The sequence below is a fragment of the Aeromicrobium chenweiae genome (genome assembly GCF_003065605.1).
Classification (GTDB): domain Bacteria; phylum Actinomycetota; class Actinomycetes; order Propionibacteriales; family Nocardioidaceae; genus Aeromicrobium; species Aeromicrobium chenweiae.
The window spans coordinates 1,030,354-1,044,500 of record NZ_CP026952.1; the positions used below are offsets into that span (position 1 = coordinate 1,030,354).

Annotated in this window: 14 protein-coding genes and 1 tRNA gene; 7 read left to right on the forward strand and 8 right to left on the reverse strand. The window is 71.9% G+C overall.

What is annotated here, in order from left to right; genetic code table 11:
- The first annotated feature begins 1 nt into the window (after position 1).
- Genes kdpA through C3E78_RS05010 form a run of 5 tightly spaced genes read left to right on the forward strand, consistent with a single transcriptional unit; the run spans position 2 to position 7,430 of the window.
- Positions 2-1,660: a potassium-transporting ATPase subunit KdpA gene (gene kdpA / locus C3E78_RS04990; RefSeq protein ID WP_108577268.1), complete on the forward strand. Its 1,659-nt coding sequence runs from the start codon at positions 2-4 to the stop codon at positions 1,658-1,660.
- Complete coding sequence (kdpB, locus tag C3E78_RS04995) at positions 1,657-3,654, forward strand: potassium-transporting ATPase subunit KdpB (protein WP_108577269.1); 1,998 nt, start codon at positions 1,657-1,659, stop codon at positions 3,652-3,654. The genes kdpA and kdpB overlap by 4 nt, the downstream gene beginning before the upstream one ends.
- Positions 3,655-3,658: 4 nt before the next feature.
- On the forward strand, positions 3,659-4,237 hold the full coding sequence (gene kdpC / locus C3E78_RS05000; protein WP_108577270.1) for a potassium-transporting ATPase subunit KdpC: 579 nt from the start codon (positions 3,659-3,661) through the stop codon (positions 4,235-4,237).
- 23 nt (positions 4,238-4,260) lie between these two features.
- Positions 4,261-6,759, forward strand: coding sequence for a DUF4118 domain-containing protein (locus C3E78_RS05005; RefSeq protein WP_235833680.1), 2,499 nt, complete (start codon positions 4,261-4,263; stop codon positions 6,757-6,759).
- Positions 6,756-7,430 carry a response regulator gene (locus tag C3E78_RS05010; protein WP_108577272.1) on the forward strand — a complete coding sequence of 225 codons (675 nt, stop codon included), beginning with the start codon at positions 6,756-6,758 and terminating at the stop codon, positions 7,428-7,430. The genes C3E78_RS05005 and C3E78_RS05010 overlap by 4 nt, the downstream gene beginning before the upstream one ends.
- Before the next feature lie 5 nt (positions 7,431-7,435).
- Here the strand turns inward: C3E78_RS05010 and C3E78_RS05015 are convergent, their stop codons facing one another.
- The 6 genes from C3E78_RS05015 to C3E78_RS05040 form a co-directional block, all read right to left on the reverse strand.
- Positions 7,436-7,729, reverse strand: a complete 294-nt coding sequence (locus C3E78_RS05015; RefSeq protein ID WP_108577273.1) for a DUF503 domain-containing protein — start codon at positions 7,727-7,729, stop codon at positions 7,436-7,438.
- 1 nt (position 7,730) lies between these two features.
- Positions 7,731-8,012: a TFIIB-type zinc ribbon-containing protein gene (locus tag C3E78_RS05020; RefSeq protein ID WP_108577274.1), complete on the reverse strand. Its 282-nt coding sequence runs from the start codon at positions 8,010-8,012 to the stop codon at positions 7,731-7,733.
- A gap of 61 nt (positions 8,013-8,073) precedes the next feature.
- Positions 8,074-8,403, reverse strand: coding sequence for a TraR/DksA family transcriptional regulator (locus C3E78_RS05025; protein WP_108577275.1), 330 nt, complete (start codon positions 8,401-8,403; stop codon positions 8,074-8,076).
- Between the two features lie 221 nt (positions 8,404-8,624).
- Positions 8,625-8,700 (reverse strand) — tRNA-Lys (locus C3E78_RS05030).
- A gap of 13 nt (positions 8,701-8,713) precedes the next feature.
- Positions 8,714-10,252 (reverse strand): phytoene desaturase family protein, encoded by a 1,539-nt coding sequence (locus C3E78_RS05035; RefSeq protein ID WP_108577276.1) that lies wholly within the window; start codon positions 10,250-10,252, stop codon positions 8,714-8,716.
- A complete protein-coding gene (locus C3E78_RS05040) occupies positions 10,242-10,922 on the reverse strand; it encodes a DNA alkylation repair protein (RefSeq protein WP_108577277.1) in 681 nt (226 codons plus the stop codon). The genes C3E78_RS05035 and C3E78_RS05040 overlap by 11 nt, the downstream gene beginning before the upstream one ends.
- A 75-nt stretch (positions 10,923-10,997) precedes the next feature.
- On the opposite strand from C3E78_RS05040, the gene C3E78_RS05045 reads away from it, so the two are divergent.
- A complete protein-coding gene (locus C3E78_RS05045; protein ID WP_108577278.1) occupies positions 10,998-11,984 on the forward strand; it encodes a pirin family protein in 987 nt (328 codons plus the stop codon).
- Here C3E78_RS05045 and C3E78_RS05050 read toward each other — a convergent pair.
- A complete protein-coding gene (locus tag C3E78_RS05050) occupies positions 11,981-12,232 on the reverse strand; it encodes a hypothetical protein (RefSeq protein WP_108577279.1) in 252 nt (83 codons plus the stop codon). The two genes, C3E78_RS05045 and C3E78_RS05050, sit on opposite strands and share 4 nt — an antisense overlap.
- Positions 12,229-12,894, reverse strand: a complete 666-nt coding sequence (locus C3E78_RS05055) for a histidine phosphatase family protein (RefSeq protein WP_108577280.1) — start codon at positions 12,892-12,894, stop codon at positions 12,229-12,231. Before C3E78_RS05055 ends, C3E78_RS05050 begins: the two co-directional genes overlap by 4 nt.
- A 63-nt stretch (positions 12,895-12,957) precedes the next feature.
- Between C3E78_RS05055 and C3E78_RS05060 the strand changes: the two genes are divergently transcribed.
- Positions 12,958-14,097 carry an FGGY family carbohydrate kinase gene (locus C3E78_RS05060; RefSeq protein WP_108577281.1) on the forward strand — a complete coding sequence of 380 codons (1,140 nt, stop codon included), beginning with the start codon at positions 12,958-12,960 and terminating at the stop codon, positions 14,095-14,097.
- Positions 14,098-14,147: the final 50 nt, after the last annotated feature.

Here is a 14,147-nt window from a genome sequence, read left to right on the forward strand (position 1 = left end):
GATGAACGACACCATCTCCGGCCTGCTCACCATCACTGTCCTCATCCTGCTGCTGGCCGCCGTCCACGTCCCGCTGGGCGACTACATGGCGCGGGTCTTCACCTCGCCGTCCCACTGGCGCGTCGAGAAGCGCCTCTACCGCCTCGTGGGGGTGAACCCCGACGCCGAGCAGAGCGCCCGGTCGTACGCGCTCAGCGTGCTGGGGTTCTCGCTCGTGGGCATCGTCTCGCTGTTCACGATCCTCGTGGGCCAGAGCGCCCTGCCGTACGACCGGGGACTTCCCGGGATGCCGGCGGACATGGCGCTCAACACGGCCGTCTCGTTCGTGACCAACACCAACTGGCAGTCGTACGCCGGTGAGTCCACGCTCGGTCTCGCCGCCCAGGCCGGCGGGCTCGCGGTGCAGAACTTCGTGTCCGCCGCGGTGGGCCTGGCGGTCGCGATCGCCGTGATCCGCGGCTTCGTCCGCACCCGCAGCGACTGGCTCGGCAACTTCTGGGTCGATCTGGTCCGCGGCACGGTGCGCATTCTGCTGCCCATCGCGTTCGTCGGGGCCGTCCTGCTCGTGGGCCAGGGCGTGGTCCAGGACTTCGCCGACCACACCGTCCGGACCCTGGCCGGGGGGTCGCAGACGATCCCGGGCGGTCCGGTCGCGAGCCAGGAGGCGATCAAGGAGCTCGGCACCAACGGCGGCGGCTTCTTCAACGCCAACTCGGCGCACCCGTTCGAGAACCCGACCCCACTGGCCAACCTGCTGCAGCTGTTCCTGATCCTCGTCATCCCCGTCAGCCTCACCCGCACGTTCGGGACGATGATCGGTCACCGCCGCCAGGGGCTCGCCGTGCTCGGCGCCATGACGGTGATGCTGGGTGCCGCCCTCGCGGTCGCCACGTGGGCCGAGGTCGGCGGGCACTCCCAGGCCGCGCAGCTCGCCGGCGGGGCGATGGAGGGCAAGGAGGCGCGCTTCGGCACCTGGGCGTCCTCGCTGTTCGCCGTCGTCACGACCGGGACGTCGACCGGGGCCGTCAACTCCGCGCACGACTCCATGACCCCCGTCGGGGGCGGCGTGACGATGCTCAACATGATGCTCGGCGAGGTGTCTCCCGGCGGCGTCGGGGCGGGGCTGTACGGCATCCTCGTCATGGCGATCCTCGCGGTGTTCGTCGCGGGTCTCATGGTCGGCCGGACGCCCGAGCTCTTGGGCAAGAAGATCGGCACCCGCGAGATGACGTTCGTCGCCCTCTACACGCTCAGCGTCCCAGCGATCGTGCTCGTCGGCGTCGGGACGGCGATCGCCCTGCCCGGCACGCCGGACGTCATGGGCAATCCGGGAGGCCACGGCTTCAGCGAGGTCGTGTACGCGTTCACGTCCGCCGCCAACAACAACGGCAGCGCGTTCGGCGGCATCACCGTGACGTCCACGTTCTTCCAGATCGCGCTGGCCCTCGCGATGCTGCTCGGCCGGTTCGTCCCGATCGTGCTCGTCCTGGCCCTGGCCGGGTCGCTCGCGAAGCAGGGTCGGGTGCCGGTCACCGCCGGCACCCTGCCCACCCACACCCCCTTGTTCGCCGGTCTGCTCGTCGGCGTGATCCTCCTGGTCACGGGCCTGACGTTCTTCCCGGCACTCGCCCTCGGACCCCTCGCGGAGGCTCTCGCATGACCCCGAACGTTCTCGTCGCCCAGCTCCCGGCGGCGCTCCTCAAGCTCGACCCCCGCCACCTCTGGCGCAGCCCGGTGATGTTCATCGTCTGGATCGGGTCGCTCGTCACCACCGTGATCGCGATCGCGGACCCCAGCGTCTTCGCCTGGGTCGTCACGATCTGGCTGTGGCTGACGGTCGTCTTCGGCAACCTGGCCGAGGCCGTCGCCGAAGGACGGGGCAAGGCGCAGGCCGCCTCGCTCCGCGCCGCCCGCACCGACGTCTCGGCCCGTCGGGTCAGGCCCGACGGGGGCGAGGAGACGGTCGCCGGCACGGAGCTGGCCATCGGTGATCTCGTGCGGGTCAGGGCCGGCGAGGTCATCCCGGGCGACGGCGACGTCGTCGAAGGGGTCGCGGCCGTCGACGAGTCGGCGATCACCGGCGAGTCCGCTCCCGTGATCCGGGAGGCCGGTGGCGACCGCTCGGCCGTCACCGGCGGCACGAAGGTGCTGTCGGACGAGGTCACGATCAAGATCACCTCCGCGCCGGGACAGACGTTCCTCGACCGGATGATCGCCCTCGTGGAGGGCGCGTCGAGACGCAAGACCCCGAACGAGGTGGCGTTGTCCATCCTGCTCGTCAGCCTGACGATCGTGTTCGTCCTCGCGGTGGCCACGCTGCAGCCGATGGCGGACTACGCGGGCGCCCCGCAGAGCACGCTGGTGCTCGTCGCCCTCCTGGTGTGCCTCATCCCGACGACGATCGGCGCGCTGCTCAGCGCGATCGGCATCGCGGGGATGGACCGCCTCGTACGTGTCAACGTGCTCGCGATGTCGGGGCGGGCCGTCGAGGCCGCCGGAGACGTCAGCACCTTGCTGCTCGACAAGACCGGCACCATCACCTACGGCAACCGGCGGGCGTCCCGGTTCGTCCCCGCGCCGGGGGTCAGCGCCGAGGAGATGCGGGACGCCTCCCGGCTCTCGAGCCTCGCGGACCGGACGCCGGAGGGCAGGTCGATCGTCGAGCTGGCCGTCGAGCAGGGCGCCGTGGAGGCGGACCTGCCGGCGGATGCGAGCTTCGTGGAGTTCACCGCCCAGACCCGGATGTCCGGCGTCGACCTCGCCGACGGCCGGGTCGTCCGCAAGGGCGCGGGAGCGTCCGTCGCGGCGTGGGCGGGTGGCGACCTGGGGCCGGACGTGCGGGCCTCGATCGACGAGATCAGCGGATCGGGCGGGACACCGCTCGTGGTGGCGGAGGCCCGCGACGGGGTGACCCGGGTGCTGGGCGTCGTGCACCTCAAGGACGTCGTCAAGGAGGGAATGGTCGAGCGGTTCGCCCAGCTGCGTCGCATGGGCATCCGCACCGTGATGATCACCGGCGACAACCCGCGGACCGCCGCGGCGATCGCGGGGGAGGCGGGGGTCGACGACTTCCTCGCCGAGGCCACCCCGGAGGACAAGATGCAGCTCATCCGCAAGGAGCAGCAGGGCGGGCGCCTCGTCGCGATGACCGGCGACGGCACGAACGACGCGCCGGCGCTCGCCGCGGCCGACGTCGGCGTCGCGATGAGCTCGGGCACGTCGGCGGCCAAGGAGGCCGGCAACATGGTCGACCTCGACTCCGACCCGACCAAGCTCATCGACATCGTGGGCATCGGCAAGCAGCTGCTCATCACCCGCGGCGCGCTGACCACGTTCTCGATCGCCAACGACGTCGCGAAGTACTTCGCGATCATCCCGGCGATGTTCGTGGTGGCCTATCCGTCGCTCGACCGGTTGAACGTCATGCACCTGGCCACGCCGCAGTCCGCGATCGTCTCGGCGGTCATCTTCAACGCGCTCGTCATCGTGGCGCTCATCCCGCTGGCGCTGCGGGGCGTCGCCTACCGCGCCGCGTCCGCCGCGTCGGTGCTGCGCCGCAACATCCTCGTCTACGGCGTCGGCGGGCTGGTCGCACCGTTCGTCGGCATCAAGCTCATCGACCTCATCGTCTCCACCATCCCAGGAATCGGGTAGCACCATGTCTGCAGACTTCTTCCGCCAGAGCCTCGTCGGCCTCAAGGTCATGCTCGTCATGACGCTGCTGCTGGGCGTCGTCTACCCGGCCGCCGTGTGGGGCGTGGGACAGATCGCCTGGAACGACCGCGCGAGTGGCCAGATCGTCTCCCGTGCGGGCCAGGACGTCGGCTCACGCATCATCGGACAGGACTTCCCCGTGGACGGCGACGGCTGGTTCCACGGCCGGCCGTCGGCCGCGGGGTACGACGGCCTCGCGTCGGCGGCGTCCAACCTCGGCCCGTCCAACCCCGACCTGCTCGAGACCATCCGGAAGCGTCAGGCCGAGATCGCCCGCGTCGAGGGGGTGGCGGTGTCCGCCGTCCCCGCCGACGCGGTCACGGCGTCCGCGTCCGGCCTCGACCCGCACATCTCCCCGGCGTACGCCGCCCTGCAGGTCGAGCGGGTGGCCCGCGAGCGCGGGCTGCCGGTGCAGAAGGTGCGGGCCCTCGTGGAGGGTGCGACGGACGGCCGCCAGCTCGGCTTCCTCGGCCGGCCGACGGTCAACGTGCTCGAGCTCAACCTCGCTCTCGCCCGCGAGTGAGCCGGGGGGTGCACACTGGGGGCGTGGAGTCCGCCGTGCCCGCGAGGGGCATCCTCCGGGTGTACCTCGGTGCGTCCCCCGGCGTCGGCAAGACGTACGCGATGCTCGACGAGGGACGTCGGCGCGCCGAGCGGGGCACCGACGTGGTGGTCGGGTTCGTGGAGACCCACGGCCGCGCCCGCACCGCGGAGCAGATCGGCGACCTCGAGGTGCTGCCCCGGCTCGAGGTCGAGCACCGCGGCACGGTGCAGCAGGAGCTCGACCTCGCCGGGCTCCTGGCCCGGGCGCCCCAGGTCGCGCTAGTCGACGAGCTCGCCCACACCAACGTCCCGGGGGCCGGTCACGAGAAGCGCTGGCAGGACGTCGAGGACCTCCTCGCCGCGGGCATCTGCGTCATCACCACCGTGAACATCCAGCACCTCGAGTCGCTCAACGACGTCGTCGAGTCGATCACCGGCATCCGGCAGCGCGAGACCGTGCCCGACACCGTGGTGCGCCAGGCCGATGCCGTCGAGCTCGTGGACATGAGCCCGCAGGCCCTGCGGCGACGCATGGCGCACGGCAACATCTACGCGCCCGACAAGGTCGACCCGGCGCTGTCCCACTTCTTCCGCGAGGGCAACCTGACCGCACTGCGTGAGCTCGCGCTGCTGTGGCTCGCGGACCGGGTCGACGAGGGCATGGAGCGCTACCGGTCCGAGCACGAGATCGCCTCGAGGTGGGCGACCCGCGAGCGGGTCGTGGTCGCCGTGACCGGCGGCCCGGAGTCGGAGGGCCTCCTGCGCCGTGCCGCCCGGATCGCGTCCCGCACCGGCGGAGGGGAGTGGCTCGCGCTGTACGTGAGCCGGGGCGACGGGCTGGTGCAGGTCGACCCCACGCGCCTGCACCGCCTGCACACCGTGACCGAGGACATGGGTGGCACGTTCCACGCGGTCGTCGGCGACGACGCCGCCACCGCGATCCTCGACTTCGCCCGGGCCGAGAACGCGACCCAGGTCCTGATCGGCGCGAGCAGACGCGGCCGGTTGTCGACCCTGGTCAACCCCGGCGTCGGCGAGACCGTCATCGCCGAGTCCGGCGACATCGACGTCCACATCGTCACCCACGAGGAGGCACGGCGGGCCACGGGGCACCGGCGGACGTCGACGGGGCTCGGCCGTCGCCGCGAGGTCGCCGGGCACCTCGTCGGCGTGCTCGGGCCCTTCGCCCTGTCGGCGCTGCTCCTGGTCACGCAGGACCTGCACGGGCTGCAGACCGAGGCCATGACGTTCATGGCGCTCGTCGTCGCGACCGCCATCGTCGGGGGGCGCTGGCCCGCGATCGCGTGCTCGCTCATCAGCGGCTTCGCGCTCAACTTCTTCTTCACCCCGCCGCTGCGGACGATCTCGATCGCGAGCGGCGACAACGCGGTCGCGGTGGTGCTGTTCGTCGCCGTGGGCATCGCGGTGTCGTCGGTCGTGGGTCTCGCGGCGCGGCGGACCGCCGAGGCGGACCGGTCGTCCACCGAGGCGGAAGCGCTCGCGGTGCTGGCGCACAGCCTCCTGCACGCGGGGGACGAGCAGAGCCTGCTGGCCGGGGCGTGCGAGCTGTTCGGGATGCGCGGGGCTGCCATCGTCCGGACCGTCGGCGGCGAGGTGGTGGCGGCGTACGGCGAGCCGACCCCGCCGTGGAGCGAGGCGGACGCCGCGGTGCCGATCGACGACGAGACCACCCTCGTCCTGACGGGACGACCCCCGGCCGCGGCCGACCAGCGTCTGCTCAAGGCGTACGCCGCGCACGCCTCGGTGCTCGCGGAGCGTCGCCGCGCCGCCCAGCAGAGCGACGAACGACGGGTGCTGGCCGAGACGGACCAGACCAGGACCGCGCTTCTCGCCGCGGTCTCGCACGACCTGCGGTCGCCGTTGTCGGCGGTCAAGGCCGCCGTCGGCAGCCTGCGCAACAGCGACATCGACTGGTCGCCCGCGGACGAGGAGGCGCTGCTCGCCACGATCGAGGAGGGCGCGGACCGCCTCGACGACCTCGTCGCCAACCTGCTGGACATGAGCCGGCTCCGGCTCGGGTCCGTCACGGCACACGTGGACGAGGTCGAGCTCGAGGGCACGATCGCGTCCGCCGTGAGATCGCTGCCCGGCCGGGACCGCGTGACGGTGAGCGTCGATCCCGCGGTGGCCGTCGTGGCCGCCGATGCGGGGCTGCTCGAGCGCGTGCTGGCCAACGTCGTCGCCAACGCGTTGAGCTACGCCCCGGCGGCCACCGAGGTCGTGGTCGACGCGACCGTCGTGGCCGGCCGAGCAGTGGTCCGGGTCGTGGACACCGGCCCGGGCGTGCCGGCGGCCGAGCGTGGTCGGCTGTTCGAGCCGTTCCAGCGGCTGGGCGACGTCCCCCGTGGCGAGGGGGTGGGCCTCGGCCTGGCCGTGGCCCGCGGGCTGACCGAGGCGATGGGCGGTACGTTGACCGCCGAGGACACGCCCGGCGGCGGGCTCACGTTCGTCCTCGACCTGCCCCCGACAGGAGAGCTGTGACGTACGTGCTCGCGGTCGACGACGACCCGGCCATCCTGCGGACCCTGACGATCAACCTGCGGGCGCGCGACTACGAGGTGGTACGGGCGGCGGACGGGCGCTCGGCCCTGCAGGTCGTCGACGAGCGCATGCCGGACGTCATCATCCTCGACCTCGGCCTCCCGGACCTCGACGGCGTGACGGTCCTGCGGCGGCTGCGTGCCTTCAGCCAGGTGCCGGTGGTCGTCCTGTCGGCCCGCCACGACTCCGACGACAAGGTGGAGGCGCTCGACGCCGGGGCGGACGACTACGTGACCAAGCCGTTCGACATGGCTGAGCTGCTGGCGCGCGTCCGGGCCGCCGTCCGTCGCAGTGGTGCCACCGACGCACCGCTCGTCATCGAGTCCGGCGACGTCCGGCTGGACGTCACCGAGCGCCGGGCGACCCGGGCGGGCCAGGAGGTGCGGCTGACGCCGACCGAGTGGCACATCGTGGAGGTGCTCGGACGCCGTCAGGGCCGCCTGGTGCGCCAGGCCGAGCTGCTGCACGAGGTGTGGGGGCCCGGCTACGACCGGGAGACCAACTACCTGCGCGTCTATCTCGCGCAGCTGCGTCGCAAGCTCGAGGCGGATCCGGCCCGCCCGCAGATGTTCCTGACCGACCCGGGCATCGGCTACCGGCTGGTGACCTGACGACGTCAGTCGCGGCTGTTGGCCAGCCCCCGGTGCGCCGACAGCAGGTCCACCTCGGGGCGCTGGGCGACGAACTCCTCGACCTTGTCCAGCACGTCGATCACGTGCCGGCTGTCGGCGGCGACGATCCCGATCCCCACGCCGGCGCGCCGGTACAGGTCGAGGCTGCCGGTCTCGGCTGCGGACACGATGAACGTCCGCCGCAGGTCCGCGACCAGCGGGCGGACGACCGACCGCTTCTCCTTGAGGGTGTGGACGTCGCCCAGCAGGATGTCGAGCTCGAGCCAGCCGATCCACATCTCAGTCGAACAGCTCGGAGAGCCAGTGCTCCTTGCGCTTCTTGCGGTAGGGCTGCTGGTCGCCACGTCGACGGTCGTCGTACCGCGGCTCGGAGTGGCGGGACTCCGGGTGCTGCTGCTGGGGGACCGGCGCCGCGGGGGCGATGTCGGACGCCGCGCGGTCGATGATCTTGTCGAGCTCGCCGCGGTCGAGCCAGACGCCTCGGCAGTCGGGGCAGTAGTCGATCTCGATGCCGGAACGCTCGCTCATCACGAGGGTGGCACCGTCGGTCGGACACTTCATGTGGGGTTCCTCCTTGCCTGTCCAACTGGATCCGGGGCCCGAGAGTTCCCCGATGGGCAGCTCAGCTGCACGCGACGCAGGTCACGGCGACCGGCCGGGCCGCGAGCCGCTCGGCCGCGATCGGCTTCCCGCAGACCGCGCACACGCCGTACGTGCCGTCGTCGAGACGGTCCAGCGCGGCGTCGATCTCGGCCAGGTGCTTCTCCGCCTGCTGCACGAGCGCGCCCACCTGGGACCGCTCGAACGCGATCGTGGCGCCCTCGGGATCGTGCTCGTCGTCGGCGTTGGAACCCTCCGAGGCGGCGATGATGCCGGCGACGTCGCGCTGCAGGAGGCTGAGCCGCGACTGCGTCGCCGCACGGTCGGACTCGAGCCGTGACCTCGCGTCCATGGTGCCTCCTGGTTGGGTGGGGGATCGGTTGCGAGGACCGACTGTACTGGGGATGCGGTGGCCCGGCCCCGTGCGCGCGTCAGCCTGGGTGCGCGGTGTCTACGCCACCGTATGAGGGCCGATCTGGGCTCAGACGGTGGCGGATCCACCGCGCGCGGCGGATGCGTCGGAGAACGACGAAGGCCCCGGTTCGCATCTCTGCGGACCGGGGCCTTTTGCGCTGGTGCGGCATCAGGGACTCGAACCCCGAACCCGCTGATTAAGAGTCAGCTGCTCTGCCAATTGAGCTAATGCCGCGCGGGAAGAAACACTAGCAGGACCCTTGCCGAAGCTTGTAATCGAGTACCGCATGAGCTGCGTTGTGGCCCCCGATCCCGCTCACCGCGCCGCCCCGGCGGGCGCCGCTGCCGCACATCAGGACGCGCGGGTGACCGGTCGCGACCCCCCATTTCTCCCCGGGATGGTGGGCCTTCTCGCCCTCCTCGAGCCACGGCCACTGCAGGTCGCCGTGGAAGATGTGTCCGCCGGGCATGCCGAGCGCCACCTCGATCTGCGCAGGCGTCTTGAGCTCGACCCCCATGATGAGCGGGCCGATCGGCTCGGCGAGGTGCTCGTCGAGCGCGGTGATCACCCGGGTGTACGCCGCCTCCGTGGCCGCGTCGTCGGTGAGCACCTCGCTGGGGGTGTGCAGACCGAAGTAGGTGAGCGTCTGCGCCTCGGTGCCGGCCAGCTCGGGACCGAGGATCGAACGGTCGGTGAGGGTGTGGCAGTACAGCTCGCCGGCCGCCCGGGCGGGCAGGGTGCCCGAGGCGGCCTGCTCGTGCGCCGTCTCGAGCTCGCTCATCGACTCGCCGAGGTGGAAGGTCCCCGCGAACGCGACCGCCGGGTCGATGCCCGACCGCAGCCGGGGCAGCCGCGACAGGAGGAGGTTGATCTTGAGCTGTGAGCCCGAGGGCTTGGCCGGCAGGGGCTCGCCGAGCAGTCCCGCCAGGACGTACGGGGCGACGCCGCTGAGCAGCCAGCCGGCCTCGACCGTGAAGCCCTCGCCGTGGACGCTCACGCCGTCGTCGCTGGCCTCGGCGGACGTGACCTCGGCGTCCGTGCGGATCTGCACGCCCGCCTCGCGGGCGACCCGCTCGAGCTCGCCGGTGACGGCCCCCATGCCGCCGACCGGCACGCGCCACTCGCCCGTGCCGTTGCCGATCAGGTGGTAGAGGAAGCAGCGGTTCTGGACCAGGGTCGAGTCGTGCAGGGACGCGAACGTGCCGATCAGCGCGTCGGTGCCGACGACGCCGCGCACCAGGTCGTGCGTGAAGCGCCGCTCGATCGCGGTGCCGATCGGCTCGTCGACCAGGTCGGTCCAGATGGCCATCTCCACCTGGTCGCGGATCTGGCCGATGTGCGGCAGCGGCGCCAGCAGGGTGGGTGCGAGGGCCTCGGCGACGGTCGCCACCTCGGCGTAGAAGCGCCGCCACGCCGTGAGCTCCTCGTCGGAGCCGGTCAGGGCTCGGAAGGACTCCTCGGTGGCCGGGCCGGGGTCGGTCTCGACGAGCAGCCCGCCGCCCGCGTACGGCGTGTAGGACGCGGTGTCCCGCGAGCGCAGCTCGAGGCGGAGGCCCAGGTCGTCGATCAGCTGCTGGGGCATCAGGCTCACCAGGTAGGAGTAGCGCGACAGTCGTGCGTCCACCCCCTCGAAAGCGCGTGCGCTGACCGCCGCGCCGCCGACGTGCGGCAGGCGCTCGAGCACCGTGACGTCCAGGCCCGCACGGGCGAGGTAGATCGAGGCGACCAGCGCGTTGTGCCCGCCTCCCACGATGACGACGTCCGTGGACGTGTGCTCAGCCGACATGCTTCAGGGCCTCTCTCTGGCTCAGTGCGCTCATGCGGTCCGCGTGTGACGCCACGAACGTGCGTACCCAGTGCGGGTCCACCCGGGCATGGTCCCGCAACGCCCACCCGATGGCCTTGCGGATGAAGAACTCCGTGTCGTCGAGATTGGGCTCGATGACCGCCGCCAGCAGGTCGTGGTCGGCGCGCTCGCGACGGCCCAGCTGGCTGATGATCGCGAGACGTCGCAGCCACATGTCGTCGCCGGTGCTCCAGGCGCGGACGAGTGCTGCGGTCTCCTGCGGGTGCGCGTCGTGGAGCGCCGCGAGGTGGCGGGCGAGGTCGTCGACGTGGTCCCACCAGGCGCCCGTCGTGGCGAGGTGGATGTAGAGCGGGACGAGCTCGAGCGCGCCGTCGGTCATCGGCCGGCGCAGGAGCGCTGCTGCGGCGTAGCGCTCCTCGCGGAACTCCGCGTGGTCCCATAGCTCCTCCACGACGTGCACGAGCTCGGCGAGCGTGCGCGGCGGGTGCTCACGTGCGGCCGCGGTCGCCACCTTCCGGACGGTCGGCAGCGGCACTCCCAGGAAGGGCGTCTCGGACTTCATGTACGCCTGCATCTGCGGTGCGCGCTCCGGGTCGGCCTCCGCGCGCAGCGCCGACCTGATCGAGTCGACGAGGGGAGCTGCGCTCATGCGGCGATCATACGGGAACCGTTGCGAGTAGTTGAATATTGAACTACATTAGGAGTCCCGACCGAGGAGCTGACCATGCCTGCTGTGAGCGTGACCGACTGGACCGTCCTTCCCCGCGTGGGGGCGCTCCCCACGCAGCGCGAGGACCGAGCTCCGATCAGCGTGACCACAGCGCCCGTGGGGTACGAGGGCGAGGGCTTTCCGGTGCACCGCGCGTTCGCGGGCGTCGACCCGGCCAGGCTCGACCCGTTCATCCACATGGACCAGATGGGTGAGGTGGACTACGCCCCGGGGGAGCCCAAGGGGACGCCGTGGCACCCGCACCGCGGCTTCGAGACCGTGACGTACATGATCGACGGCGTCATGGACCACCAGGACACGCACGGTGGCGGCGGGTCGATCTCCGACGGCGACACGCAGTGGATGACCGCCGGGAGCGGGCTGCTGCACATCGAGACACCGCCGGAGTGGCTCGTCACGAGCGGTGGGCTGTTCCACGGGCTCCAGCTCTGGGTCAACCTCCCGCGCGCCGACAAGTGGCTGCCGCCGCACTACCAGGACATCCGCGGAGGCGACGTGGGCCTGGCCTCCACGGCGGACGCCGGCGCGCTCCTGCGGGTCATCGCCGGGGAGGTCGACGGGGTGAAGGGCCCGGGATCGACGCACACGCCGATGGCGATGGTGCACGCGACGCTCCTGCCCGGAGCGGAGATGACCGTGCCGTGGCGAACGGACTTCAACGCCCTCGTCTACGTCATGGCCGGATCCGGCCACGTGGGCGGCGAGCGGCGTCCGATCCGGGCGGGGCAGCTCGCCGTCCTCGACCACGGCGAGACCATCACGGTGGGCGCCGACCAGCAGCAGGACGGCCGGACCCCCGCGCTCGAGGTGGTGCTGCTCGGTGGGCTGCCCATCCGGGAGCCGATCGCCTGGGCCGGCCCGTTCGTCATGAACACCAAGGCGGAGGTCGTGCAGGCGTTCGAGGACTTCCGCAAGGGGCGCCTCGGCACCATCCCGACGGTCCCGCACGCGGACCTGCACGGGGAGATGCTGCAGGACTAGCGGCGCGTCCCCGCCGCGAACCGGCCGCCGCGTGAGCGCCACGAGAACGCAGACCTCACGCTCACGGCGCTGAAGGCCGAGAGCACCGAGGCGAACGAGGCGAACGACAGCACCGAGGCGAACGAGGCCGCGGAGCCGATCGAGAGCACCGAGCGGCTCGACCCGATCGACAGGATCGAGCGGTCGGACCCGATCGACAGGATCGACCCGGTCGACCGGTAGGACAGGATCGACCGCTCGGCCCTCATGCGTCCTCCCGCTCGACCGCGGGGCTGTGGTCGGAGGCGACGCCCCTGGCGGCGGCTTCGCTGACCGACTCGCCCAGCCACGCGGTGACCTCCCAGCCGTCCTTGCTCGAGCCCTCGACGACGACGATCCCCGTGTTGACGACGTAGTGCGTGCTGACGAACTCGAGGTCGACGTTGAGGGTTCGCGCGGCGCACCAGGCCCGGATGATCGCGCCGTGGCTCACCAGCGCCACGCTGCCCACCCCGAGCTCCTCGGCCTCGGCGACGACCTCGTCGAACCGGGCGATGACCTCCTCGCCGGTCTCGCCTCCCGGCATTCGGACGTCCAGGTGGCCGCCGCACCAGGTCAGCAACGTCGAGACGTACTGGTGGACCGAGGCCTCGTCGGTGTTGCCCTCCACGTCCCCGGCCGAGATCTCCTGCAGCCCGGGGCGCACGATCGGCTCGAGGCCGCGGTCGGCGGCCAGGGGAGCGGCCGTCAGGTGGGTGCGCACCATGGACGAGACGAACAGGGCGTCGATCGTGTCGCCGGACAGGGCGTCGACCAGCTCCTCGGCCTGCTCGTGCCCCAGCTCGGTGAGGCCGGGCCCAGGGACGGTGGACTCGAGGATGCCCTCGACGTTGGCCGGTGTCTGGCCGTGACGGATGAGGATCAGGCGCATGACCCGAGCCTAGGTGGAGTCGCCGCCCGGCCCGAGCCAGGCCTCGGTCGCTAGGGTGCGGCCATGGCGAAGTTCGTGGGCGCGATCGACCAGGGCACGACCAGCACGCGGTTCATGATCTTCGACCACGACGGGCACGAGGTGGCGCGCCACCAGCTCGGGCACGAGCAGATCCGGCCGCAGGACGGCTGGGTCGAGCACGATCCGCACGAGATCTGGGAGGCGACCCAGGACGTCGTCGAGGGCGCGCTCGGACGGGCCGGGATCACCGCGGACGACCTGGCGGCCGTCGGCATCACGAACCAGCGGGAGACCGTCGTCGTGTGGGACCGGCGCACCGGCGAGCCCTACTGCCACGCGATCGTGTGGCAGGACACCCGCACGGAGGCCACGGTCGCAGGCAGGATCCGGTGGGTCCTCGACAACGTCGAGGACGTCCGTCCCGATGCGAACGCCGGCCACGCGATCCTCGGGACGATGGACAGCTGGCTCATCTGGTGGCTGACGGGCGGTCCCGACGGCGGTCGGCACGTCACGGACGTGACGAACGCCGCCCGCACGATGCTGATGGACCTCGAGACGCTGGACTGGGACGACGACCTGCTCGCGCGGCTCGAGATCCCCCGGTCGATGCTGCCGGAGGTCCGCTCGTCGTCGGAGGTGTACGGCACGACCAGCGCGGACAGCCCGTTCGGCGGGGAGGTGCCCGTCGCGGGGGACCTGGCCGACCGGCAGGCGGCACTGGTCGGCCAGGTGTGCTTCCGGCCCGGTGACCTCCGGAGCAGCCGCGGCGCCGAGGACCTCCTGGTGCTCAACACCGGCACGGACGTCGTCCGGTCGAGCACCGGGTCGGCGACGACCGTGGCGTACCGGCTGGGCGACGCGCCTGCGGTCTACGCGCTCGAGGCGGTCGGTGGCGGTCCGGACGCCATCGACGCGATGGTCGCCGCTGCGGGCCTGGACCTTGCCGTGCTCCGCGTCGACGGGACAGCGACGTCCGACGATCAGTCGATGCAGGTGCTCGCCGACGTCCTCGGCGTCCCGGTCAGCCGTCCCGTCGTCGGAGAGACCGCGACGCTCGGCGCCGCGTACGCCGCGGGACTGGCCGTGGGGTTCTGGTCCGGCACCGACGAGCTGGTCGCCCGGTGGAAGGAGTCGAGGCGTTGGGAGCCGGCGGCCGGCCAGGGGAAGAGGGTCGACTGAGGCGGCGTCGGCGCGTCTGCTCGGTCACACACCGCCTCGGACGTTAGCCG

Coding starts and splice junctions, on each gene's coding strand:
- kdpA (WP_108577268.1), top strand. CDS start 2: ATGAACGACACCATCTCCGGCCTGCTCACCATCACTGTCCTCATCCTG.
- kdpB (WP_108577269.1), top strand. CDS start 1,657: ATGACCCCGAACGTTCTCGTCGCCCAGCTCCCGGCGGCGCTCCTCAAG.
- kdpC (WP_108577270.1), top strand. CDS start 3,659: ATGTCTGCAGACTTCTTCCGCCAGAGCCTCGTCGGCCTCAAGGTCATG.
- C3E78_RS05015 (WP_108577273.1), bottom strand. CDS start 7,729: ATGTGGATCGGCTGGCTCGAGCTCGACATCCTGCTGGGCGACGTCCAC.
- C3E78_RS05020 (WP_108577274.1), bottom strand. CDS start 8,012: ATGAAGTGTCCGACCGACGGTGCCACCCTCGTGATGAGCGAGCGTTCC.
- C3E78_RS05025 (WP_108577275.1), bottom strand. CDS start 8,403: ATGGACGCGAGGTCACGGCTCGAGTCCGACCGTGCGGCGACGCAGTCG.
- C3E78_RS05035 (WP_108577276.1), bottom strand. CDS start 10,252: ATGTCGGCTGAGCACACGTCCACGGACGTCGTCATCGTGGGAGGCGGG.
- C3E78_RS05040 (WP_108577277.1), bottom strand. CDS start 10,922: ATGAGCGCAGCTCCCCTCGTCGACTCGATCAGGTCGGCGCTGCGCGCG.
- C3E78_RS05045 (WP_108577278.1), top strand. CDS start 10,998: ATGCCTGCTGTGAGCGTGACCGACTGGACCGTCCTTCCCCGCGTGGGG.
- C3E78_RS05050 (WP_108577279.1), bottom strand. CDS start 12,232: ATGAGGGCCGAGCGGTCGATCCTGTCCTACCGGTCGACCGGGTCGATC.
- C3E78_RS05055 (WP_108577280.1), bottom strand. CDS start 12,894: ATGCGCCTGATCCTCATCCGTCACGGCCAGACACCGGCCAACGTCGAG.
- C3E78_RS05060 (WP_108577281.1), top strand. CDS start 12,958: ATGGCGAAGTTCGTGGGCGCGATCGACCAGGGCACGACCAGCACGCGG.